23 protein-coding genes are annotated in these 24855 nt (G+C 43.2%); 13 read left to right on the top strand and 10 right to left on the bottom strand.

Annotation, left to right across the window (positions count from 1 at the left end; translation table 11 throughout):
- Positions 1-59 precede the first annotated feature (59 nt).
- Both CXF61_RS05480 and CXF61_RS05475 read left to right on the top strand, forming a co-directional pair.
- Positions 60-1343 (top strand): FAD-dependent monooxygenase, encoded by a 1284-nt coding sequence (locus tag CXF61_RS05480; RefSeq protein WP_165597459.1) that lies wholly within the window; start codon positions 60-62, stop codon positions 1341-1343.
- A 37-nt stretch (positions 1344-1380) separates the two neighbouring features.
- Positions 1381-2226, top strand: a complete 846-nt coding sequence (locus CXF61_RS05475; RefSeq protein ID WP_165597458.1) for a PIN domain-containing protein — start codon at positions 1381-1383, stop codon at positions 2224-2226.
- Here the strand turns inward: CXF61_RS05475 and CXF61_RS05470 are convergent, their stop codons facing one another.
- From CXF61_RS05470 to CXF61_RS05460, 3 genes are all read right to left on the bottom strand, one after another.
- Positions 2227-2739, bottom strand: a complete 513-nt coding sequence (locus CXF61_RS05470) for an IS630 family transposase (RefSeq protein WP_240990771.1) — start codon at positions 2737-2739, stop codon at positions 2227-2229. It lies immediately after the preceding gene.
- Entirely contained in the window at positions 2720-3067 is a 348-nt protein-coding gene (locus CXF61_RS05465) for an IS630 transposase-related protein (protein WP_165597456.1), read from the bottom strand. Before CXF61_RS05465 ends, CXF61_RS05470 begins: the two co-directional genes overlap by 20 nt.
- Before the next feature lie 454 nt (positions 3068-3521).
- A complete protein-coding gene (locus tag CXF61_RS05460; protein ID WP_165597455.1) occupies positions 3522-4433 on the bottom strand; it encodes a LysO family transporter in 912 nt (303 codons plus the stop codon).
- Between the two features lie 265 nt (positions 4434-4698).
- On the opposite strand from CXF61_RS05460, the gene CXF61_RS05455 reads away from it, so the two are divergent.
- The 3 genes from CXF61_RS05455 to CXF61_RS05445 are packed head-to-tail and all read left to right on the top strand — an operon-like array spanning position 4699 to position 9503.
- On the top strand, positions 4699-7485 hold the full coding sequence (locus CXF61_RS05455) for an alpha/beta fold hydrolase (protein ID WP_165597454.1): 2787 nt from the start codon (positions 4699-4701) through the stop codon (positions 7483-7485).
- A gap of 3 nt (positions 7486-7488) precedes the next feature.
- Positions 7489-8682 (top strand): patatin-like phospholipase family protein, encoded by a 1194-nt coding sequence (locus CXF61_RS05450; protein ID WP_165597453.1) that lies wholly within the window; start codon positions 7489-7491, stop codon positions 8680-8682.
- The gene (locus CXF61_RS05445; RefSeq protein ID WP_165597452.1) at positions 8679-9503 is read left to right on the top strand and encodes an SDR family NAD(P)-dependent oxidoreductase; all 825 of its coding nucleotides are present in this window, start codon (positions 8679-8681) and stop codon (positions 9501-9503) included. The genes CXF61_RS05450 and CXF61_RS05445 overlap by 4 nt, the downstream gene beginning before the upstream one ends.
- Positions 9504-9533: 30 nt before the next feature.
- On the opposite strand, the gene CXF61_RS05440 is transcribed toward CXF61_RS05445, so the two are convergent.
- The 3 genes from CXF61_RS05440 to nadA form a co-directional block, all read right to left on the bottom strand.
- Entirely contained in the window at positions 9534-10427 is an 894-nt protein-coding gene (locus CXF61_RS05440; protein ID WP_165597451.1) for a phosphatidate cytidylyltransferase, read from the bottom strand.
- 127 nt (positions 10428-10554) lie between these two features.
- On the bottom strand, positions 10555-12465 hold the full coding sequence (gene nadB / locus CXF61_RS05435) for an L-aspartate oxidase (RefSeq protein WP_165597450.1): 1911 nt from the start codon (positions 12463-12465) through the stop codon (positions 10555-10557).
- Positions 12466-12535: 70 nt separating this feature from the next.
- A complete protein-coding gene (gene nadA / locus CXF61_RS05430; RefSeq protein WP_165597449.1) occupies positions 12536-13675 on the bottom strand; it encodes a quinolinate synthase NadA in 1140 nt (379 codons plus the stop codon).
- Between the two features lie 360 nt (positions 13676-14035).
- Between nadA and CXF61_RS05425 the strand changes: the two genes are divergently transcribed.
- The 3 genes from CXF61_RS05425 (at position 14036) to CXF61_RS05415 (ending at position 17033) form a co-directional block, all read left to right on the top strand.
- Positions 14036-15067: an NUDIX hydrolase gene (locus tag CXF61_RS05425; protein ID WP_165597448.1), complete on the top strand. Its 1032-nt coding sequence runs from the start codon at positions 14036-14038 to the stop codon at positions 15065-15067.
- Between the two features lie 161 nt (positions 15068-15228).
- Positions 15229-16089 carry a carboxylating nicotinate-nucleotide diphosphorylase gene (gene nadC, locus CXF61_RS05420; protein WP_165597447.1) on the top strand — a complete coding sequence of 287 codons (861 nt, stop codon included), beginning with the start codon at positions 15229-15231 and terminating at the stop codon, positions 16087-16089.
- A 302-nt stretch (positions 16090-16391) separates the two neighbouring features.
- Entirely contained in the window at positions 16392-17033 is a 642-nt protein-coding gene (locus CXF61_RS05415) for a MarC family protein (protein WP_082624565.1), read from the top strand.
- 152 nt (positions 17034-17185) lie between these two features.
- Here the strand turns inward: CXF61_RS05415 and CXF61_RS05410 are convergent, their stop codons facing one another.
- Complete coding sequence (locus CXF61_RS05410; RefSeq protein WP_101206238.1) at positions 17186-17788, bottom strand: LysE/ArgO family amino acid transporter; 603 nt, start codon at positions 17786-17788, stop codon at positions 17186-17188.
- Between the two features lie 166 nt (positions 17789-17954).
- Here CXF61_RS05410 and CXF61_RS05405 point away from each other — a divergent pair, with 166 nt between their 5' ends.
- The 3 genes from CXF61_RS05405 to CXF61_RS05395 all read left to right on the top strand — a co-directional run bounded on the left by CXF61_RS05405 (position 17955) and on the right by CXF61_RS05395 (position 20183).
- Entirely contained in the window at positions 17955-18683 is a 729-nt protein-coding gene (locus CXF61_RS05405; protein ID WP_165597484.1) for a hypothetical protein, read from the top strand.
- A 173-nt stretch (positions 18684-18856) separates the two neighbouring features.
- Entirely contained in the window at positions 18857-19591 is a 735-nt protein-coding gene (locus tag CXF61_RS05400; protein WP_165597446.1) for a hypothetical protein, read from the top strand.
- Between the two features lie 40 nt (positions 19592-19631).
- Positions 19632-20183 carry a hypothetical protein gene (locus CXF61_RS05395; protein WP_102092949.1) on the top strand — a complete coding sequence of 184 codons (552 nt, stop codon included), beginning with the start codon at positions 19632-19634 and terminating at the stop codon, positions 20181-20183.
- Positions 20184-20337: 154 nt separating this feature from the next.
- Here the strand turns inward: CXF61_RS05395 and rluB are convergent, their stop codons facing one another.
- Positions 20338-21264 (bottom strand): 23S rRNA pseudouridine(2605) synthase RluB, encoded by a 927-nt coding sequence (rluB, locus tag CXF61_RS05390; RefSeq protein ID WP_102092948.1) that lies wholly within the window; start codon positions 21262-21264, stop codon positions 20338-20340.
- Positions 21265-21586: 322 nt separating this feature from the next.
- Between rluB and folD the strand changes: the two genes are divergently transcribed.
- Positions 21587-22465 (top strand): bifunctional methylenetetrahydrofolate dehydrogenase/methenyltetrahydrofolate cyclohydrolase FolD, encoded by an 879-nt coding sequence (gene folD / locus CXF61_RS05385; protein ID WP_165597445.1) that lies wholly within the window; start codon positions 21587-21589, stop codon positions 22463-22465.
- Positions 22466-22564: 99 nt separating this feature from the next.
- On the top strand, positions 22565-23083 hold the full coding sequence (locus CXF61_RS05380; protein WP_165597444.1) for a phosphate-starvation-inducible protein PsiE: 519 nt from the start codon (positions 22565-22567) through the stop codon (positions 23081-23083).
- An 80-nt stretch (positions 23084-23163) separates the two neighbouring features.
- Here the strand turns inward: CXF61_RS05380 and corA are convergent, their stop codons facing one another.
- Together corA and CXF61_RS05370 are read right to left on the bottom strand one after the other, a co-directional pair.
- Positions 23164-24318 carry a magnesium/cobalt transporter CorA gene (gene corA / locus CXF61_RS05375; RefSeq protein WP_413775328.1) on the bottom strand — a complete coding sequence of 385 codons (1155 nt, stop codon included), beginning with the start codon at positions 24316-24318 and terminating at the stop codon, positions 23164-23166.
- Between the two features lie 145 nt (positions 24319-24463).
- Positions 24464-24853, bottom strand: a complete 390-nt coding sequence (locus CXF61_RS05370) for a DUF2237 family protein (RefSeq protein WP_057759025.1) — start codon at positions 24851-24853, stop codon at positions 24464-24466.
- Positions 24854-24855 lie beyond the last annotated feature (2 nt).

The following is a 24855-nucleotide window of genomic DNA, read 5'->3' as shown; positions in this document are numbered from 1 at the left end:
AACTGTAATTAAGATTGATAATAAGCATTCTAATATTGAGCAATATTGAGAGACACCTTATGAAAAAAAACCATACGCTGATTATCGGTAGCGGTATCGTTGGGGCAACGCTTGCTCTAAAGTTGGCACAAGACAAAATGCCAGTGACGTTGATCGATGCTCGTCCTGCACGTGATGAATCGGCTTGGCAAGATGTACTTAGCAAACGTGATGCACGTGTCTATGCACTTAGTATGGCTAGTATTAATTTGCTTAAAGATATTGGCGCGTGGCAAAAGATTGCTAGCTCTGAGCGTAAGGCTGATTATTCGCAAATGCAGGTATGGCAGCTCAATGGGATGGGTGAGCTATTATTTGGCGAAAGTGAAGATAGCGGCGCTGAGGATAATAGTAGTGAAACTCATGAGCCTATATTATTAGGCAGTATGGTCGAGCCTGCTGTTATCGAGTACGCATTATGGCAACGCTTGCATGAAGCTGATGTTAGTGACTATCTGACCCTTATCGCTGGTCATAAAGTTGTCAATATGGATTGGCTAGGGGTGCAGCAAGGCTACCGTATCACTCTGGACAATGGCGAAGCGATTGATACGCGTCTATTAGTTGGCGCTGATGGGCGCGGTTCATTTGTCCGTCAGCAAGCAGGGATTGGCGTAGATACGCTTGATTATAATCAAACCGCAATTTGCTGTGCGATTCAGACTGAGAAACCGCATCAGGCAACTGCACGCCAAGCTATGCTACCGACGGGTACACTGGCACTATTGCCGCTAGCTGATATAACCGATGTTGATAAGGCAAGCCCGCAGCATTGGCAGTCGATAGTATGGACATTGCCGCGCAATCAAGCATTGGCGTTGATAGAGGAAGAAGATCGTTTTATCGCTGATAAGTTAGCAGCTGCTAGCAATTACGAGTTGGGTGCGATTAATCAGATTGAGTCTATCGCTAGTTTTCCATTAGCAGCACAGCAAGCGAAAAGCTACGTCGCTGATAACTTGGTGCTGATCGGTGACGCTGCTCATGGCGTACATCCGTTAGCAGGCCAAGGGTTGAACCTCGGTATGCTGGATGTGCAAGCATTGTCTGAGCAGTTAACGCATGACTTTACCCGTAGTGGCGGTACGCTTTGGGGCAGCAATCAAACGCTACGTCATTATGAGCGTTCGCGTCGTCCGCATAATAGCCTAATGATGCATAGCTTTTCTGCGCTTAACTGGTTATTTGCAGGGTCGCTTGCCCAAATGCGTCCTGTGCAGCAAATTCGTAATGAAGGCATGTACCGCGTTGGTAAAATCAAGCCATTGATGCGCTTATTTGCTAAGCAGGCGAGTGGGGTATAAGTAATCGTAACTTTTATTAAATGATAAGAATATTTTGATGAAGCATATTTTAATTGATTATGAAAACATTCAGCCTAAAAGCTTCGATAATGTAGAGGTGGATAAATGCTATGTATGGCTGTTTTTGGGTATCAATCAGCAGAAGAGTTTACCTCTTGAATTGGTTGAAAACTTGCTCAGGTTTGATAATGAAAATGTGCACATTATTAAGATGCAACATGCAGGGAAGAATGCGCTAGATTTTTACTTGTCTTTTTATCTTGGCAAAATCTCTGAAATTGAGCCTAGTGCTGATGTTTGTATTTTAGCAAGAGATAGTGGTTATGATATCTTGGTTGAGCATCTCAATAGTGCTTATGATGGTATGAACATCATGCGGTTAGAAAATGCTAATCAGCTAACTGTGGCTTACGAGTCAAACATAGAAAGTGCATCAGATATAAAAAAAAGCCAACTTGTCATCGAAGATAGTCATCATGTTTTGTGTGATGACGTTACTAGCGTTGCCATGGACAATAAGAAATCTTTAGCGCAAAGCCTTGAAGAGAGCGTTCCCAAATCGGTTATACATGAGTGTTATGTATTGGTTTTTGATAGCATTGTCAATCGTAAGGTTTTTTTACCGAGCTATAAATCCAACCTATTGTACTCGATAAAGAAGTACGTTCCAGTGACAGTACTAAAGAGATTCAATAGTACTGAGCAAGATTATATTTTTGAACAGGTTTTTGGAAAATTTATCAAAGCAGGACTTATTAGACTTGATGAAAATGGAGAAAAACTAAGTTATAAAGTAGACAGTCAAGGAATATTAGATTTAGTCACTGATCAAGTTTTACGAAGTAAGGCCAAAGAAATTGATGGATTGAATAATGTGATATAGTCAATCCAAAATAAAAGAAGTACAACCCATATTATGAAATAGTTTAGGTAGATTATTCTCCATCCAACCTTGTCGTAGAAACTTAGCTTGTGCCCATTTCTTTTCAATAGGATTTAAGTCAGGACTATAGGATGGTAGAAATAAAAGCCTGTGACCATGCCTATTCAGAAGACTTTTCACTCGTTTATGAAAACTGGCATTATCCATGACGATCACGCATTTAGTTTTAAGGCTTGGAATGAGCGTGTATTTGCACCAGTCATAGAATATATCGCCATTGATGTTTTTCTCAAAGTAATCAAGCGCAAAAAGCATCTTTTCATACAGAGCACCGATGACATTGGTACGTTTTTTAGCTTGCCAATTGTAGCTATCAATACAAGGTTTACCTATCGGTGCGTAGCCATAAGGACGAATAGTTTCAGCCTCAAAGCCACTCTCATCCATATAGACAACGGGATAGCCTTGCTGCTTAAAATGATCAAGCTTATTCTTATATACCGCTCTTTTTATTGGACACGCTTTTGGATGTGCTAAGGTCTTTTTTTTGGCTAATATTTAATCTTTTTAAGGCATAGCCAATACCTGATTTACTACAGTTTAAACGACGAGCTCGCTCATACAGGTAGTCATCTGGGTATTGATTAACGTCTTGTAGAAGGGCTTCATTGGGTATACTGCTTGGCGTTTTGACTCTGGTCGTTTGGATGCTTGGGTCTATAAGCCAGCGCTGTAGTGTACTCTTGCTGATATTATAAAAAATACAGGCCTGACGGATGCTCATGTCTTTTTGCTCAATGTTTTTGATAACTTGTGCTCGAAAATCTGCTGAGTAGGTCATCTTTTATATTTCTCTTTGCTTGGTTTAAAAGCATTGTACCTTTTCTATTTTGGACTGACTATAAAGCAAAAACTTGCAAGTTATCGCCAAGCAAATAGTCAGGATCAAATTGATTTAGTTGTAACGTACCTCAAAAAGAAGGACATAATAAAACAAGATAATAAAGCTATCTATTACTCACCTTTCGATAATATCAAAGGAAATTCGAGTAAAGTTTCACAAGATGATAATAAGAATAGCAAAGACTCTGCTACAACATATCAACGTGCAATAGCACAGCTAAAAAGTAGACCAGCAGGTACTCGACCATCCAAAAAGTCAAGTTTAATAAACTATCTTAAAAGCTATCTACGTAATGAGGACACTAAAGCAATTGATAAGCTAGTTAAACAGATGGTTAGTAATAAAATAATCGTAATATCAAATACGAATAAGCTGATCTACAAAATATAGCTTAGCCAAACGCCGAGAAAAACACCATTAGTACTGGCGAGATAATATTGATCAAGAAGCCAAAGCTAATCGCTAGTGGCACGACTTTTAGACCACCTGACTGTTGAATGATAGGCAAGGTAAAGTCTAAGCTGGTCGCGCCGCCAAGCCCAACCGCGGCAGAAGGGTATTTGCGCATAAATACCGGAATAAAGATTAATGCAAAGAACTCACGTACCAAGTCATTAAACAACGCGACACTGCCCCAGACAGCGCCATAAGCATCGGTCATGACAATCGCTGACAGTGAGTACCAACCAAACCCTGACGATAGTGCTAAGCCTTTCGTCCATGACACATCCGTAAATAGTAGCGCAAAAATAAGCCCGCCTGCCAATACCGCTAGCGTAAAGATGACACTCATTTCTACGCCGCGTTTATTCAGTAATACTTCTTTTAAGGTGATGCCCGAGCCTTTTAAGCCTATGCCAACCAGTAAAATCAAAATCATCAGCATGACGGTCATAGAGTTTTCAGGCGGCATATAATCAGCAGGCAAGAAATAGCCAATCACCATTCCAATCACTACACAAACGACCTGTGCTAAGCTGCCTCGAATACTGACACGATGCTCTTTAGATTTTACGCTTGGTTTTTTGGCATGCCACGGGCGTATATGGTCGAACAACATCAGCCCAAATAAACCTGAACCAATCGTCAGTATCGATAATACAGTGACATATAAGGCAATTTCACCCAACTGATTACCTAGACCTTCTACCTGAGACAGCTCAATACCGATCAACGCTAGGATAATAAATACCAAGTATGATAGACCTTTGTCGGCCAATTTTGTCATAGTAGGGTTAGACGGAATGGCAAAGCCAATAAACATTGGCATTAATACCAGAACAAGGGTGACTAGGCTTTCCATGATAAAGGGCTCGCAGCATTTTTAATAAGGCGTTTTTAAGAAGCTGAAGATTGTACCATATAAGGTTAGTAATACTGATATGAGCCACTAAGATTTAGTGCAAATCATTGGTCGTTGTTAATTAAAATAGAAAAAACTGGACGATTATAATGATGTTAATAAATATCTTTTTCAAAATGTTTGAACGTTTTTGAGCGCTTTGTAATTCTTTACCTTACAAACTTTTGTTGCTACAGTAAAGTACTGAAAATATTTGGCTAGACTCATGTCGCTATATCAGCTCAAAACTCAGTTTCAAAATCAATTACGTCCGATAAGCAATACGCTGGTTGAGCAAAATATTACCGCTAACCAAGTGACGGTATCCGCTGTTTTATTAAGTATCGGTACTGCTTATATCATTGCCAAACCAGCAGCTGAACAGCAGAGGCTGTGGCTTTTATTGCCTTCATCATTGTTTGGACGTATGGCACTCAATGCTATCGACGGCATGATGGCGCGTGAACATGGACAGGCCTCAAGGCTAGGAGCAGTGTTAAACGAGGTAGGTGATATGGTTGCCGATACGGCGCTATTAGCGAGCTTGAGTCCTCATATTCTGACCCATCATATCAATAATAAAGAACGGCAAACGTTAATAGTTAATTTGCCAACGAATATATCAACTTCTCAGCATCATATCACTGCTCTCATCGCCCTTAGTATAGGCACCGAGCTGTTAGGCGTTACTAGTAATACCATGTTAGGTGTTCGTGCTAACCAAGGGCCTTTAGGCAAAAGCGATCGCGCCTTCATACTAGGGGTGCTTGGTGCCTTTATGGGTATTAGGGCCAAAGCGCCAGTAGGTATTAAAACGCAGGTGGCTTTACCTGCTATCAGAATGAGTCAATTATTTATACTAACAGAGATGATGTTATTAAAGACTTGTCTCAATCGACTACGTTATATGGCAGAGTTATACTTGATGCGTAACCCACCTCAGCTGCGGTCAGATAAAACTGTTTCTGTCATTGGTCATCATACTGAGCCTAGTAAGCTTAATAAGCTAGCCCGCGATAGTTCTCTATTCAATGTTCCAATATTGAATGTGTCAGTATCAAATTCTGCTATTCAAAATTCCTTTTCGGAGTCCAATACGATGCCTGTCATACCTAGCAACGATCAACCTAATGATCAACGCCGTGATCAAAAAACAATCGCAAAAAATGATACGGGTTTTGACTTACCTGCATCTGAAACCATCAATGGTGAAAGCTGTTATAACGCTTACGACGGCACAGCTATTTATTATCGCTATTGGCTAACAACGCCTTTAGAAGACATGAAAAAATTAGCTATCAAGCAAGCCAACCAACCGTTGCGCCAAGTTATCTTATTACACCGAGGGCATGAGCATTCCGGACGATTGGTAGAGCTAGGAGAGCAGTTTGCAACAGCTGGCTATCAAGTGTTTGCTTGGGATGCGCGCGGCAATGGGCGCTCAGGGGGTATCAAAGATCATGCTGAGAGCGTTACCGAGCTTGAGCGAGATTTAGAGGGTTTTGTACAACTGGTGATTGGGCAAACAGGCATTGCTATCGAAGATACACTGATTGTCGCTAGCAGTATCGGCGCAGTGTTGGCAGCAGCATGGGTACATGATTATGCGCCAAATATACGCGGCATGGTACTTGGCACGCCTGCGCTCAGTATTCGCTTGTACATGCCCTTTGCCATACCGTCACTAAAAGTGGCACGTACGCTGGGTCTGATGTCCCGTGTCAGCAGCTATGTTAAAGCACAAGTATTGACCCATGATAAAGACGCGCAGCAAGCCTATAATGCTGATCCGTTAATATCCAACAGTATCTCGACCGACTTACTCATTGATACGCATGCGACGGGTCAACGCTTGCTCGACGATGCAGGGGCTATCACTGTACCGACGTTTGTTTTATGTGCAGGTAAGGATTATGTGGTCGATAAGCAGGCTGAACGCGCGTTTTATGAAGCGATTAACACACCGATTAAACGTTGGCAGTTGTATCCAGACAGCTATCATGCAATTTTTCATGAGACCAATAAAGCTGATGTATTTGCCGACTGCATTGAGTTTGCTGAGCAAGTATTTAGCACACACGTCCAAGCACCTGATTTGAGTACCGCTCATCTTAATAGTGCCAGTAAAGACAAGGTAGACCGCTTAGCGATTAAACCATTTAATCCAAGTTTTGCCATTACCCGTTTTGTGATGCAGAAATTTGGTCACGTCAGCGATGCGATTGCGACAGGGCTCGAGCATGGATTTGATTCTGGTCATTCGCTAGATCATATCTATTACAACAAGCCTAGCGGTCAGAACAAATTTGGACAAGCAGTTGATAGGTTTTATTTAAACAATATCGGCTGGCAAGGTATTCGTATTCGCCGTGAGCATATATTGGAGTTGGCACGTTTAGCACTTGTAGATATCGAAGATAAAAACCAAAGCAGCAATAAATCATACCAACCAAAACTGTTAGATATCGCTAGTGGACATGGTTTTTATGCATTTGATCTGCTAACAGAGTTTGCAGATTTGCATGCTGAGTTGCGTGATTATGAGATGCATAATATCCAAGCATTGCAAGCAAAGGCAGAGCATTTAGCCATAAGCAATCGAGTAATGACCAGTCAAAAGGATGCCTTTGATCCTGCCAGTTATATTGATGCAGATACGAATGATACTAGTACCGATACTAAAAAAGCAGATCTTGCTATTGCTTCTGGGTTATTTGAATTGTTCTCTGATAATGCGCTACCGGCGACGGCATTGGCTGGTATTTATAACAGTTTAAAATCGGGCGGTTATCTGATTTATACCAACCAACCGTGGCACCCTGAGCAGGAATTTATTAGTAAAACATTAAACAATCACCGTGGTAATAGTTGGGTGATGCGTTGTCGTTCGCAAGCAGAAATGGACCAACTGGTTGAGCGTGCAGGCTTTAAGAAAGTCACGATGCGTATCGATCGCTTTGGGATATTTACTGTTTCGTTAGCGATTAAAACTGTATCAACTGATGACGAGTGATAGATGAACAATGAGCAGGTTAAACCTTATGAGCGTGTTCAGCTGTTTTCAGGGGGCGGCTCACGCTTTGGTTACTATTTGGGCAGTTATGCAGCCCTAGCAGCGCATGATTTGACGCCAGACATTATCGTTGGTACTTGCGGTGGTAGTTTGTCTGCTTACTTAGTACAACTTGCGCCTGACCCCAAGGATTTGCAAGCGCTGATGTGTAGTCGTGAGTTGTATCGTGTCATCACTGCCATCAGACATGTCGCGCCAGATGAAGCCAATAAACGTCTAAAGCTGCGTTATATGACCCATGCACTCAAACGTTGGCGGTTATCAAAGCAAAGGGATAACGGACAAGGCCAACGGCAAGCAGACAGCTACGAGCGACTGTTAAATGAGCTACAGCAGTTGGCAATGTTTCGTATTGATAACGAGCAGTACTGGCTAGATGAGCTGTCGAGGTTTGCTGTTAGTGATAATGGTAGCGCTGCTGATAAAACAACGCCAGAGATAGCTATCATTGCCAGTCGATTGTATCAAGCATCTACTGATGGCTTATATAATGAAAAAACCACACTGCAAGAGTTGTTATTTGCGCCGCCGTGCTTAGCAAATTTGCCAAATTTCGCATCAGGTCTGGCCGACGGGCAAATGACATCACCGGCGCACACATTCGCAAACGGACGCATACACCCTTCTGTAAAGGTGCAGACGCAATGGGATTTTGCCCCAGTGATCCGCGCTTCTATGGCTGACATGTACTATCTACCGCCAACACATATCACAGAGCTTGGCTGGTGCTTGGGAGGTGTGATCAATCTGACACCGATTGAGCTAGCCTGTCAGTTGGGCGACAGCGTATTTGCAGAGACCAAGGCAGGTTATGACGCATGGCTAGCTGCTCCCGCGATTCAGCGTGTTTTTGGTTTTGATCCCAATGAGCGCTTGGCAGCAGTACACAGTTATCAACCAGTCAGTGTGTCGGCGCTCACTGAAACCATTAATAAAAACCGTCAGCTACATTGGTTACCATTTGCCGATAATGAACAGCAGTTAGCAGGTCAAAATGTGCAAAAGCGGTTTAACCTAAAGCAAATGACTGTTGAGCTAATACACAGCGACTATGACGGTTTTGTGCAGCAAATGCAGGCGCAATGGCAATATGGCTATCAGCGTACGGTCAACTATATACAGCAACATAAATTATGAAAAACATCGCAAAAGGTATCACTAGAAACCATGCGCCGCATATTATTATCGTTGGTGGTACGAGTGGCATTGGCTTGGCATTGGCGTTGCATCATCAGATGCTTGGCTGGCAGGTGAGCGTTGTTGGTAGTAGCGCAGCAAAGATAGCCGATATCAATAGCCAGCATCCTGCTATCGTAACTTATGTGTGTGATTTAACTGAACCAAATCAAACGCAAACGTTATTAGACAATTTGTCAGGTATTCCATTTCAAAGGCTGATCTATAGTGCTGGTAGCTATACCAATGAGCGTATCCATCACTTAAATCAAGCAGATAGCGACCAAATGCTAGCAATTAATTTACAGGCATTTGAGCAGGTTTTTAGATGGGCAAGTGATCAGTTAAAGCAGCAGTTAAAACAATCACATCAGGCGTTGGATTTGACTGGAAGTGACAGAACTAGCCTCATCTGTATTGCCTCTATCGCAGGTACGATGGATTATCCTTATGCTAGCCTTTATGCAAAAAGCAAACGTGCAATGATTGCTACGGCTAGCGCTTATCGAGCAGCACTTGCGCCTTACAACATCCAAGTGAACTGTATTGCTTCAGGCTATATCAATACTCAAGCATTGCGTGATTTAAACGATGGCGATGCTAGCCATAAGCCATTTATCATGAGCACGCAAGCGGCGGTTGATCATATTATGCAAGCGATTGACGATGATGTAGAGCTGGCGATATTTCCACGCTCGATGCGCTATATCACAAGTGTTTTAAACCATTTACCAAAGCCTGTGCTCAATTGGATATTGCGCAGTAAACTAGATAAAGCATAGATGACTATGCTATCTGTGCTTTGATTGTATTTAACCAAATAACCAGTACAGTAGGGTAAATACTGGCACTCCAATCAGCAAACTGTCTATCCGATCTAATACCCCACCATGACCAGCGAGCATCGTTCCGGTGTCTTTCACCCCATGTTGACGCTTAAATGCTGATTCCAACAAGTCTCCAAATATACCGCTTACAGCCAAGCCATAGGTAGCTAATAGACAGACCCACCAATCAAAAGGGGTGAGCCAAAAACCTAATACTGCTGCCAACATTGCCGCAACTAAACTGCCAAAGATAGCACCTTCAATGCTTTTATTCGGGCTAATAGTCGGCGCTAGACCTCGTTTAAACAGCTTACGTCCAAGCAGTCTTCCACATAGATATTGAGCAATATCGTTGAACTGACTGGCAAATAATACGAAGAGTAAAACGCCATATTGTTCGCGTTGCCAGGTCAATTGCTGCAAGACAATAAGGCTAATGATGAGTGAGATGAATGCAACACTCAGTAGCAGATCTAAGGAATTGAGCCGCGTATAGTGTTGAGTCAGATTGAGAGAGGTTTTCGCTAGTAGGGAAGTATTTGGCTGTAAGCCTTGCGCTTGGAGTTTATTAATGAGTACGGCTTTACTGCGTAAACACCATAGGCGTTTAATCTCGTAGCTGCCGCGTATACCAATTAATATAAAGAATAAAATGAGCAGCCATTGATAGGGATATACTTGCGAATGAGAACCTTGCGTATCGTTCGTTATTTTTGCAATCACATAGCAAGTGCAGAGCGCGGCGAGCATCAACCACCACGAGCGGGCTATCAAGTAGATTTTTGGCAAGCGTTTGCGCAGACGAGGTACGGCAAGCATACTCCAAGCCAAGCTGACAATTATCATCAGGGCAATCACAAACACAATATCAGAAGCCATACCGTGGACACTCAAAGAAGAAGTAATATTTTAAGCCTATCCATAATGATAGCTTAAATGCTTCTTTAACTATAGTGTTAGATATCCTCTTGATGGGTTTGGCTATTATCTGTTATCTGTCGTAGGTTTAAATATGGTCAGTAACAAGTATTGGTAGCCGCTCGTTTTCTGTAATGCGATTCATGGAACCAAGCGTAGCGTTTCTCCGTGGCAAAATGATACTGGTTAAAGGCGTTTCAGCTAAGTTAGGATAATCCTCACGATAATGCCCACCGCGACTCTCAAAGCGCTGATAAGCCGATTGAACAATCATCGTTGCTAACGCTAATTGCCTCACCAATTGAAAAATGGCAAGCTCACTGTTAGTAGTAGGAGTTCTACTGCTCGTATCAGATAGCATGATCTCAGTATGTTCGATTGACTCTTGCCACTGCTCAATTTGTCGCAATGCTTGCTCTAATTTTTCATCGCTACGTGTGATGCCCATATTGGCTGTCAAAAGAGCTTTCAACGCTATAGTTATCTCTGCAATATCTACGTCAGAATGAAATGCTTTATCAGCCTTATAAGCTGGGAGTGATGACTGCTTGGAAGATGGCAAGATGACAAATTGAGTGTTTTCTAATGTCGGATATTGCCAAATACCGGCAGCTAACTGATGTAGTCCATAATAGGCAGTCGTATGTGGCTGTGCCATTTTTTCTAAAACTTCAGCCGTTTTCTCTAAAGCTTCTAAGTTCTTTAAGCGTTCCAATTTTATTAAGTAATGAGGTAAGTTGGCGGCGATGTTGCGACCAACCACCACACACTCCAACAATGAATTGCTTGCTAAGCGGTTGGCTCCATGCAGCCCTGTATAAGCAACTTCACCTGCTGCATACAGCCCTGCAATATCGGTCAATCCATTGGCATCAGTCACCACGCCGCCACAACTATAATGGGCAGTCGGAGCGACCGGAATAGGGTCTGTGGTCATATCTATGCCGAGTGCTAGCAGCGTCTGATAAATCTGCGGGAAATGCGCTTGTATGAATGCAGCTGGCAAGTGACTGACATCAAGGTGAACATAGCCAAGTCCGTTACTACTAATCTGATTGGCTATTGCTCGAGCGACGATATCGCGTGGCGCCAATTCAGCGCGCTCATCAATATCTAACATAAAGCGCGCGCCAGTCTGCGGACAATACAGTCGTCCACCTTCACCGCGTAATGCTTCAGATATCAAAAAGCTGCTGTCATCTAATGCCAGACCCGTTGGGTGAAATTGAATAAATTCTAAATTTGCCAAGCGACAGCCTGCTTGCCATGCCATCATGATGCCATCACCAACACAGACGTTAGGTGCGCTGGCACGCTTAAATAGTTGACCCAAGCCACCACTAGCGAGTACGACAGCTGAACTATGAATGATGAGTTGACGCTCATTGATATGATCAAAGACCAGCGCCCCTCGGCAATGTCTAATCTCGCTATCGTTTATGCTAAAAGAAGAGCTGCTAATCATAGGTGAGGTCAGTAACTCTAATGCTTCATGATAAGGCAAGATAGTGATATTGGCGGCAGTCTGTGCTTTGATGTTTAATGCGTCCATCACGTGCCGACCCGTTGCATCATCCGCATGAGCCACACGTCTACAGCCATGACCGCCTTCTTTGGTCAAGTGTAAGTCACTGGTTTTTAAGACTGCAAAATCAGGTGTATTATCAATTTTTTTAGTTAAAGTAGATTGAGTAAATGGCACACCTTGCTCGCATAGCCACTGCACCGCTTGCTGTCCTGCACCCAAGATACGGGCAGTATTGTCCATCGCACACAATCCTGCGCCAGCGATTAAAGTATCAGCGACATGCTCAGTCACAGAGTCTGCTTTGTCTAAGCTAGCTGCGATACCACCTTGAGCGTAATGACTTGAGCACACTTCAAGTGCCGCTTTGCTTAAAACAGTGATATTCAGCGATTTCGGCAGAGATAGCGCGGTGCTCAAACCTGCCAGACCAGCTCCAATAATAAAAACATCAGTTTTTATAATATGACTCATATCACTGCTGCTCCTGTTATTTATATAGCGAGTGGTGCTGGAACGATCAACTGAATGCGACTGACTCATGCTAGGCTGCCCCAACGTTAGCAAACAGTGTACGGTCTTTTACAATGTCGCCACTAGCGGCCACGCGTTGCTTTTGTACTTCAGCAAAATCGAGCATCCGTTGTAAAGGTTTCTTAGCTGCTACTGCTAGCTCAGGTGTCATTAGCACTTCACCGCTTTGATTGGTTAAGCACTGTTCAATCCCTTTTAGACCGTTCATGGCCATCCAAGGACAAAACGCACAGCTCTTACAGCTTGCACTCTCACCAGCAGTTGGTGCGGCCAAGAATCGCTTGTTTGGTGAGCGTTTTTGCATCTCGTGCAATATACCCAAATCAGTAGCGACGATAAAGGTATCAGCATCCACCTCATACGTTGATTGCAAAAGTTTGCTAGTCGAGCCGACCACATCAGCGAGTGCCACCACGCTATCAGGTGACTCAGGATGTACCAAGACTTTGGCCTCTGGGTGCTCCTGTTTTAATTGCAGGAGTTCAGTGGCTTTAAATTCGTTATGTACCAAACAAGACCCTTGCCAGAGCAACATGTCTGCGCCAGTCTCACGAGCGATATATTTACCCAAATGACGGTCAGGTCCCCAAATAATCGGCTCACCTTGGGCATGTAAATGACGAACGATGTCGATACCGACAGATGAGGTCACTACCCAATCAGCTCTCGCTTTTACTGCGGCGCTGGTATTGGCGTAGACGACAACAGTACGCTCAGGATGGGCATCACAAAATGCTGAAAACTCGTCAGCAGGACAGCCTAAATCGAGCGAGCATTCGGCTTCTAAATCTGGCATGAGGACGGTCTTTTCCATGCTCAATATTTTTGCCGATTCACCCATAAAGCGCACACCAGCGACGACCAATGTTTGGGCGCTATGAGCTTGTCCAAAGCGTGCCATTTCAAGTGAGTCACCGACGCAGCCACCGGTTGCCAATGCCAAGTCTTGGATAAAAGGGTCGACATAGTAATGTGCTACCAGTACGGCATTATTCTCTTTCAGCAGCTGCTTGATATTTTCTTCAACCACGATGCGTTCAGCGCGAGGCAAGTTTGCTGGCATTTTAGCCTTGGCATATTCAATGTTCATCTGAGTGGCGATGCGATTGTCTGTACTCATGATAGGTGCGTCGTAAGGATATTTTTTCATAATGGCAGCCTTTGTTGGTGCAATAACGATAAATGTATGAGCTAAAAAATAGGTAATTGGACATAATAAATTTATAAGTTGTCTTAATTATGCTCATTTTGAGCATAATTACAAGTGGTTTTTTATACTTAATAAGTCAAAAGATTAGGTTTTAGTGCTCAAAGTGATGTGTAATTAAGCCGTACTGAGCTTAAAAACAGTGCTAATTCATGCCCCTTATAACTATTTATCTATATTGATTTTTCATACTTACAACCACAGACTATGATAGTTTTAGATTCGAGCTATACTAAGCAATACCATAGCTATTAACCCCAATAGCCTTTTACATTTCAGAGAAAAAGGATAATTCCCAAAGCCATGACGTTGTCTTATTCACATGCGCACCAGCAAGGTAGCGGCACGACAGAAGTAGTCGCCGTATTGGTCGCTATCACAGAGCATATCGCGCGCGTTCTAACCGTTGACCAAGGCAAGCTGTTGCCAAATGGGCCACTTATGCCGCTACATCGCTCGTTACAAGCAGGTGTGCGTCAATGGGTAGAGGAGCAAACGCAGCAACCGCTTGGATATTTGGAGCAGTTATATACCTTTGTCGATACTAACAGGCGTAATATTGATGGCCATGCGTTGGTGTATGTGAGTTATTTAGGTTTGGTGCAAGAGACGCAAACGCAGGCACTCCAAAGCAAAGCACTCTGGCGAGATTGGTATGATTATTTCCCATGGGAAAATCATTTGGACGGTATGCCCAGTATTATTATGGACTTTATCGTGCCTGCGCTACTTGAATGGGCCAATACTGCCAACGACTCGATTGTCCAACAGCGCAGGCGTCAGCGAGTTGGCCTGTGTTGGGGGCTGGACGAAGCGTTTTTGGCAAGTGGCAAACTCACTGACAGTCAATCATTCAACGAACACGATAATGAAAGTAGAGAATGGATTGCAGAGCATGTATTACTACGCTATGAGATGCTTTATGAAGCAGGTCTGATACCCGAAGCCCCTAATTATCCGCCCAACTATCAGGCTGTTGCTTTGCCAGAGGACTGGTCACAACGCATAGGCGTCCCCATGTATTATGATCACCGTCGCGTGATTGCTACTGCTATCTCAAGACTGCGCGCGAAGATTGAATATAGACCGCTTATTTTTGGTCTGATGCCAGACGTCTTTACCTTATCGCAGTTGCAGCAGAGTGTTGAGGCATTATCAGGAGTGCGCTTGCACAAGCAAAACTTTCGTCGATTGCTTGATTCGCAAAATCTAGTAATGGAGACAGGAGAGAGTAGTACTGCTCAGCGCGGTCGTCCTGCCAAGTTATATCGCTTCCGCCATGATATTGAATTACAGAGTTTATTGATGGACAGCAAACTTCCTAAGCGCAAATAACGATGAGCATCCAATAATATCTCGTACTTAACATAGCTAGCAAAACGAAAAATCTGTCACCTTTCCTTGCAGGGTCGCTAACTTTACGCTATATTTATGCTCATTTTGAGTTTAAATGACGAGCAGTTTCTATCAATATCATGCCTAGATAAGGGTCAAAGATGACAATTGAAAAAGCGCCAGCATTGGATGACGTATTGCTTAAACCATTGGTTGAGAATGCACTAACTGAAGATTTGGGTAGGCGTGGTGATGTAACGTCGCAAGCTACTATCCCAGCCGATATGCAAGCGCAGCTACAGATCAAGGCGCGGCAAGCAGGCGTGATATGTGGTATCGATTTGGCACGTTTGTCTTTTGCCTTAGTCGATGCACAAATTGAGTTTATTGCACAAGTACAGGATGGCGAAACAGTAGAGGCTGGCGCAGTGTTAGCGACCGTAAAAGGTAACGCGCGTCACTTGTTGACAGCAGAACGCACGGCACTGAACTTTATGACCCATCTCAGCGGTATTGCGACAGCGACCCGTCAGATTGTCGATAGTGTGGCCCAATATCCTGCGCAGATTACTTGTACACGCAAGACCATTCCAGGCTTACGTATTGTACAAAAATACGCCGTACGCTGCGGCGGCGGACGCAACCATCGCTTGGGATTGGATGATGCGATTTTAATTAAAGACAATCATATCGCCATTGCTGGTGACATCAAAACGGCCATTCAGCAAGCCCAGAAATTTGCTGGGCATCTGATTCCTATTGAGGTCGAAGTCGATACACTAGAGCAATTAGAGCAAGCGCTCGATGCAGGTGTGAGTTTAGTGCTATTAGACAACATGTCGCCTGAAACATTATCGCAAGCGGTTACTATGTGTCAGGGTCGAGCAAAGACTGAAGCCTCAGGTGGTATTACGCCTGAAACGGTACAAGCGGCGGCAAGTACAGGGGTTGATTTTATCGCGATGGGCTATTTGACGCACAGTACGACAGCCTTGGATATTGGGCTAGATTTTAGTGCATAAGTGCAGGCGTAATAAAGGCTAATATCATTATATACGCTAGATTTTAGCGAAAGGACTATCACCGAGTTAATAGAATGGCAATTTATACTGACAGCTTGTACTGATAATCGGTTAAATGCTTGTTTTTACACTGAAGCTTTACTAAGGTGACATGTAGGCGTAACGGCGCAAAGTTAATGATTTTCTTAGCTTATCTGCCTATGCTACAATGCTATTTTTAGTTGCCTATTGGGTCATCGTTGCACTCGCACGATGACCTTATCTTTTTGCACAAGCGGTATCAATAGACAAGCGAGCGCTCAGTGAATACTGAAATTATCAAGATAATCCTAGCCTTTATGGTATTGATCAATCCATTTAGCGCATTGACGTTATTTTTAGATTTGACTCGCGGCTATTCGATGAACAATCGACGTAAGGTCGCGCGCGTTGCTTGTTTGACCATTTTTATCACCATCAGCTTTTTCACGATTGCAGGTGAAACGCTACTAAAAACCCTTGGTATTTCTATCGGCTCGTTCCAGTTGGCAGGCGGTATATTGGTATTTTTAATTGCGCTAAATATGATGAATGGAGAGGGTAACCCTGTTAAACCTGATCAAGAGAACTTCGATGTTGATCATGTGAAAGACGCGCCAGTCTCGATGGCAGCTGCCGTGGTTCCCCTCGCGATTCCAATGATGATTGGGCCTGGTGGTATCTCCACGGTTATCATTTACTCTTCACAAGTATCAGGTATTTTGCAGGTATCCGCTATCTTGATTGCTGGCTTATTCATCAGTCTGTTTTGCTATTTGGCATTGATGGCGGCAGGTCGTATCAGTCGCTTACTAGGCGATACTGGCTTGAACATCATGAGTCGAATCATGGGTATGCTATTGGCAGCCGTTTCTATCGAAATTATCGTTAATGGACTGCGTACGCTCTTTCCTAGCTTGATGTAAATGATCAATACAATATTGCTAACCATATATATTTATACAGTGGTTAGCGGATATCGGATATCGACGTAATTTAGTTTATCCAATACGTCGTTTACTTAATATTCAGTTTATTCAACACTCAGCTTATCTATCATTTCCTAGTTATACTTCTATCAGCTTTGATACAAATGCCAAGCTAGATAGAGCATCAGTAACCCTACCAAAGCATCCAGTATGTTCCATGCCTTAGGCTTCTCAAATAGAGGCCTGAGTAATCGTGCACCATACCCAAGCGCAAAGAAGAAAAAGAACGAAGCGCTAATTGCACCTGCGGCAAACGTCAATTTACTGCTTGCACCCGTAGAGACCATGCCGACGAGTACCAATGTGTCTAGATAGACGTGCGGGTTTAGCCAAGTAAAACCAAAGCATAGTAACAAGGCTTTTTTTAAGCTAGTCACGACTTGTCCTTCGACAGTCAAAGCATGTGACACACGTACGCTGGCATACAAACTCTGTAAGCCATATCCTAATAAAAATATAACGCCTGCTATTTTTGCGATATCTATAACGTGAGGATAGCGGGCCGTAACTGCACCAAAACCACCAACACCTGCTGATATTAAAAACGCATCGCTCACCGCACAAAATAAACAAACAAAAAATATGTGCTCGCGTTTGAGCCCTTGTTTGAGTACAAAGGCGTTTTGGGAGCCAATAGCAATGATGAGAGATAGCCCAAGTAGGAAGCCAGAAATATAATCGGGAGCATTCATAATACGGCGCTTAACGGTTGGAGTGTAGGAATGGTGACATTTTGCTTACTGGCAGGCCAGCAAAAACCTGCTAAGATACGCTATTGAATGAATGTATGCAATATGCGCACAATGTGAGTGTAATAGACGAGGGGCAGAACAAGTCATGGTAGTCAGTTTGACAAGAATGCTACAGTCATTTGGGCAAGCTCAAGATGACCTACCAACATTGGCAGCAAAGAATGCTCAGGAGATGAGCGTCAATCATGAACAGGATGCTGCTGCCGATAATGATAGCAATCACGCAGTACAAGAGCGTTCTCCACTAACTCCGCCTGAACGTGTAAACCGTATATGTGATGCGTTGGCACAAGTGAGTGATAGCCAATCATCCACGCCTTTGACTGATCGATATCTGAGTAATCGTGCTCAAATGCGCCCAACCAATAGACCGCCTTTTGACCCAGATACCTTGTGGTATCTCAAACATGGACGTTGTCCGATTATGACTGAGCTTGTTGATGTGGTTGATGAGGCCACCCTAAATGCCATGCCTATTGAAGCCGTTGCGATATTAGATCGTATCAACGGTAAGCTAAAGCGTTACCGTGAGTGGAGTAGTGAGCTGAACGAACAGCAACAGCAGCAACATAATGAGCGTCAGTTCGTTATCGACAAGCTAGTATCCGAAAGTATCCCTGAAGCATTACATCATTATGAGCAGCTACAACGCTTTAGTCCGCATCGCACCAAAAATAATATGGTGCAGGGTAAGATGACAGCCGGTGATATGCTGACAGACTTGTTCTTAGAGATTGACTACGAGCTGGACGAATTATTGGATGAATTGCATCAGACAGTTTTGAACCGCCTTGCCTCAACCCATCGCTATGTTAAGAGCCGTACGCAAAGTTAAATGTTCTTTGATGATGTTTTTTTGAACACTGGCAAAGGTTAAGTATTATCAAAAAACACAATCGACCCAGTGCATAACAATATAGGGCTTTAATAGAGCCTTATTTTTTTGTTTAATAATAACAATCATAAGAAATCAGCCACGACATTCTGATAAGTAATAAGGACAATATAATGACCCAAATGACTGCGATGTTCGTAATGTTTGTTTTGTATGGGCTGTTGCCAGCGGCTGGGTTATATCTAGGTTATCGTGGCATTAAAAAAGTCACAGCACCCAAAATGCTCGAATATAAGGCGATGCCGCAACTGGGTTATATACCTGAAAAAAGCCTACCTGACGACGTTAAAACTGCTCTGGAGCAAATTAATACAAAGGGTGAAAAGCTGCGTGTCATGTATGGCGATACCAATAACGATGGCAAAATTGATGATAAAGATACTGTCAACGAAACTTATATTATGATTCAAAACCTAATGGATAGGCATGTGCCGCAAGCCGTCGCTGACTATCGCCGCTTGCATGATTTAGATGTGACGGATAGTGCGCTTGCTGACACTACCAAAATTAAACATTCTAATGTTACTGGTAAAGAAGCCTTGTTAGACGTGCTTAAGACAATTAACACACAGTTTGATGACCTGCTCAACGCGTCATATCATCAAGACGGTCAAAAACTACTTGCAACCAATCGCTATCTCCAAAAACGTTTTAACAATCTTGCTAGCAATACAGATATTCTAAAGCCCGATAGCAATGCCAGTAGTGATGTTAGTAGTGATGTTAGTAGTGATGTTAGTAGTGGTGTTAGTAGTGGTGTTAGTAGTGGTGTTAGTAGTGATGTAAATATTCAAGCGATTGAAAGCCCAACTGGTGAAAATGTGAGTGCTAAAGACATTAAGCTGTAAATACAAAGTTGAACGGTGAAAGGGTAAAGAGCAAGCGTATATGAGTATCTTAATAGGCATCGGTATTGTAACGACCGTCACTACCTTTTATCTAGGTAGAAAAGGCTGGCAGGCTTTTCATAAAGCCGTCGGTATCTCACCTGGTGTGCTCACTTATCAGGATTATGATGCGCCCTTGTCATTAGCCACATTAAGCTTGCAGCAGCTAAAGTTAAATAAACAGCACTTAAAAAACTTGTCAGAGCAACAACTACGCCAGTTAAAAGATATCGATGAGAAAGTAAGCAGCTATCACGCTTATCAAGCAGCCCTACACGCTCAATATAAGACACCAGCGATAACAGAAGCACAGTTTGTATTAAGTAAAATGCTGCAAACACGGTTACCCGAGATGCTAGCTACTCACTATCAATTAACAAATATAAACGTCACTAATGAGAATAGCGAAAAGAGGTTAGAGGCTAGTGAGTTATTGCAGAGTGTTTTAGATAATATCGAACAGCGTTTGGATAGATTACTGGCACAAATGGACGAGGAGCAGCTAAAAGAGCTGCGAGTCATGAAACACTATATTAATAGTCACGATAGCTGAGCCGCTATTTTTATACTAAGCGACTGTGACCTCTGTAAACTGTGACGCCTATAAAAAGACATAAAAAAGCGGTCAATGACTATTTATCATTGACCGCTTTTTTATGTTTATTCTAAATCTATTCAAGACTTAGAATAATGTTAACCCAATTTAACTAGCGCTTATCATTGCGATTACGGGTGTTACGTGTACCGCGGCTGGCAGGGCTAGCGCTACTTTTAGGTTTCGCGCTGCTGTTGCGGTTATCGCTACGAGTATCAGTGCGACGCGCTTTAAGCGGCTTGTTTCTGATACGTTCTTGTTTTTCTTTGGCTGCGCCATGTAGACCCGTGCCATAACGTGGGCGTAAGCTGACCAAATCCGTCAACGTATTGATTTCTTTTTTATCAAGCTCTAAGAAACGACCAGTACGTAGCTCTTTTGGTAGAACAATCGTGCCATAGCGTGTACGTAGTAGACGACTAACTTTTAGACCTTGTGATTCAAACAAACGACGTACTTCGCGGTTACGGCCTTCTTTTAGCTGGACGTGATACCACTTGTTGACGCCTTCGCCGCCGCCTTCTTTGATGTCTTCAAATTTTGCAAGGCCATCTTCTAGCATGACGCCAGCGGTCAATGCACGGGCGATATCAGGCGTTACTTCACCCAATACACGTACCGCATATTCACGAGTGACTTCACCAGATGGATGCATCAAGCGATGCGCCATTTCGCCATCATTAGTAAATAACAATAGGCCAGTTGAGTTGATGTCCAAACGTCCAACCATTACCCAGCGGTCATGAGTCAGCTTTGGCAAACGCTCAAAGACAGTTGGGCGACCTTCTGGATCTTTAGCAGAGCAAACTTCGCCTTCAGGCTTGTAGTAAGCGATAACACGGCGACGCTTCTCGTTTTCAGAAGTGTATTTGATTTGACGGCCATCAACGCGAATCTCATCACCTTGCGAGACGCGATCACCGATGGTCGCAGGACCATTGTTAACCGTTACGCGGCCAGATTTAATAACTTCTTCCATTTGACGGCGTGAACCAAGTCCCATACGGGCGAGTGCTTTCTGTAATTTTTCATCTTTCATCATAATATCCTTGAGTCGGTGGGTTTACATTTCTCAATGTAAAAAATTGGATTGACTATTCTACGCTATTTTAACAAATTTAGCACGTAAACCAATACCTTACTGGTTAATGATGTATTCACCCATAAATAAGCAATACTGTTTAATTGACTTATTATGAAAATTTATCAGTGCGCAGGCTTTATCTTACGCTAGGATTTTGTAGCGTACACAGGTACAATATTACTCTTAGTCAAAGATTGACGAACCAAAGGACAGGCATGCAAAGTATTTGCGCGCGCTGTCTTTATTTTTTTATATCGTACCCTCTATTGGAGTTACTATGTCTACTGCCCAAGAATCCGCTACCGTTTTGGACGGCAAAGCACTTGCCAAACAAATAGAACAGGATCTGCGCACGCGCGTAGATACGATTAAGGAAAAGACTGGCCGCACCCCAAGCTTAGCGACGATATTGGTTGGTGACGATCCAGCCTCTGCCACTTATGTTCGTATGAAAGGCAACGCCTGTAAGCGTGTTGGCATGGACTCTATACGCGTTGAGATGCCGAGTGCCACGACCACTGAGCAGCTCATGGCAAAAATAGATGAGTTAAATAGCAATCCAGATGTACACGGCATTTTGCTACAGCATCCGGTTCCTGAGCATATTGATGAGCGTGCTTGTTTTGAGCAGATTGACTTAGCAAAAGACGTCGATGGCGTGACTTGTCTTGGTTTTGGTCGTATGGCGATGCAGCAGTCAGCTTATGGCTCATGCACACCGCAGGGCATTATGCATTTGTTAGAGCATTATAATATCGAGCTATCAGGTAAAGAAGCCGTAGTCGTAGGACGTAGTGCTATCTTAGGTAAGCCAATGGCGATGATGCTATTGAATGCCAACTGTACAGTGACTATCTGCCATTCAAGAACTCAAGATTTGGCAGCGCATATCAAGCGTGCAGATATCGTGGTTGGTGCCGTAGGCGTACCTGAGCTTATTAAAGCGGAGTGGATCAAATCAGGAGCGGTTGTCATTGACGCAGGTTTCCATCCGACAGATGATGGCGGTGTTGGTGATATCGAAATGCAAGGCATGGAAAACATTGCCAGCGCTTATACGCCAGTACCAGGCGGCGTTGGACCGATGACTATCAACACGCTTATTCGCCAAACGGTCGATGCTGCTGAAAAATCAGCGGGTTTGAATAACGGCTAAAAAGATAGTCATACGAATACTGATTGCCGATACATAAGGGGCCTGAGGTAACATAAACTCAGGCTAAATCAACCACATTTCAGTTGATAGGACCTAAACATGGCTAAAAAAAACGTAGGTGTTCATGAGCGACTACAAGGTATTGGTAGAGAGTTTGTCGATGTCTGTCATTACGTTATTTTATTTCTAATCAGTGTGGTTGTTGTTTGGACCGCAGGTAAAGAGTTTATTTATATTGTCCAAAAAGGCTCAGCAGATCTAAAAGACATATTGATGTTATTTATTTACCTTGAGCTACTGGCTATGATAGGTATTTACTTTAAAACCCACCGACTGCCAGTACAGTTTTTGATATTTATTGCCATAACAGCATTGTCACGACATTTGGTGGTTGATGTGCAGGCGGTTTCAGACTATTTCCATTTATGGCTGCTTGCGACAATTTCCGTGGCCATCATGCTACTGAGCGGCTCTATTGTAATCCTGACTTGGACGGCCAAAACATTTGGTCGCCCAGAGGATAATCTTGATAAGCAGCATGCAAATCTAACAGTTAAGGCGCTATTGCCTGATAATGCTCAAGCACCTGATAGTCATACTAAGCATCGCCGTGAATAATTAGATAGCGTTACAAAAAGATAGCAACATAAAAAAAGAGCGACCAGTGGTTGCTCTTTTTTTATGCCTAGCGTTTGGTATTACAACCATTTCAATCTCTTGAAGTTATAGTACAGATAGCTACATAAGGTGATAATAATGGTCATGATGACAAGGTAAGAGTATTTCCAATGTAGCTCAGGCATAAAATCAAAGTTCATGCCATAGATACCAGCGATAGCTGTCGGCACTGCCAGAATACCCGCCCATGCAGCGAGCTTACGCACGACTTCATTCTGACCCATATTGACCATCGCCATATAGGTATTCATCACCACGCTCAGCATTTCATTGAGGCCATTAATAGCATCTAGTGAGTGCAACAGGTGATCGTTCACATCGCGAAAGTACGGCTTAGCGGCTTGAGAAAATCCAGAGACAATCTCACTTTTTTTATGATTGATAAAAAAGCTACAGATGTCTTGCACAGGTAAGATAATGGCGCGCATATGTACCAGTTGTGACTTTAGCTCGTAAAGGTTTTTTAGGGTGCCTTTATCAAACTCATAGGTGAAGACTTTGTGCTCCTGCTCACGCAAATAGCGACCCAATCGGTCAGTGATGGGCATGTAGTTATCAACGATAAAATCGAGGATAGCGTGCAATACAAAGATAGGGCCCATGCGTAACTTCTCAGGGCGACGATGGCAGTGTTCACGTACTGGCGCATAAGAGTTTGACGGGCCATTGCGAATCGTAATCAGGTAGTTTTTACCCATAAATATTGCAGTCGTACCATAACGAATGACATTGTCTTCTAGCTTGGCCGTACGTAGCACCACAAAGACCATATCATTATCGTAGTTTTCGACCTTAGCACGTTGATGATCAGCAAAGGCATCTTCAATCGCTAGCTCATGCAGGTCAAAGGCTTCTTTTACTTTGACCATCGTTTCTAAGCTTGGATCATATAGCCCAAGCCAAATAAATTGACCGTTGTTTCCTAGCGTACGACTCACATCATTGAGCGCCACTCTATTAAGGTTTTCACCTGTTTTACGTGAGTAAGCGTAGCAATTGACCACTTCACCTGCGCTTGATGAATCAATATCTTCATAGCGTTCAGAGTCAGGATCGTAGACCGTCATGGTCTCGATAGTATCTTCAGTAGTGGCGTCCACATCACCATAGATATAACTATCATCATCGTCCAAATAGAGATGCTTGTCATTCATATTGGCGTAAATATGATTCATATTGGAATCAGGCGCAATATGTGCCGTTTTTTTAATCAATTGATTATTATCATTTTCCATATACTTTCCTGTCATATAATAAAAAAATTCAATAATCCAAATATGCTGTGAAAGCTGCTACGGTTTTATCGTGTGCCAATATTATCTATAGGGCATAGCTTTTTAGCGTATCGATATCTACCAATGCCAATAGGCTCTCGTGACACGCTTCTAGTTTAATTTGCGGTGCAATATCGAAGTCCAATGCTTCAACCCAACGTAGCGCGCAGATGCACCAGTAGTCACCAGGTTTGAGACCAGGAAAGTTGTATTCAGGTAGTGGGGTAATTAGGTCGTTACCGCGACTGGCAGAGAAGTTTAAAAACTCGCTGGTCATCTTGGCGCAGACGGTATGTTGACCGACATCATGGTTGCCAGTATGACAAAAACCATTGCGATAATAGCCAGTAATTGGATCGAAACAACAGCTGGCAAGTGCGGTGCCTAAGACATTGGTTTGGTTGATGGCAGGGTTTGGGTGGTAATCAGATGACATAA

Source organism: Psychrobacter sp. 4Dc (genome assembly GCF_002836715.1).
Lineage (GTDB): Bacteria > Pseudomonadota > Gammaproteobacteria > Pseudomonadales > Moraxellaceae > Psychrobacter.
Note: the sequence above shows the minus strand (reverse complement) of the source record. Positions and strands in the feature narration are given on the sequence as shown.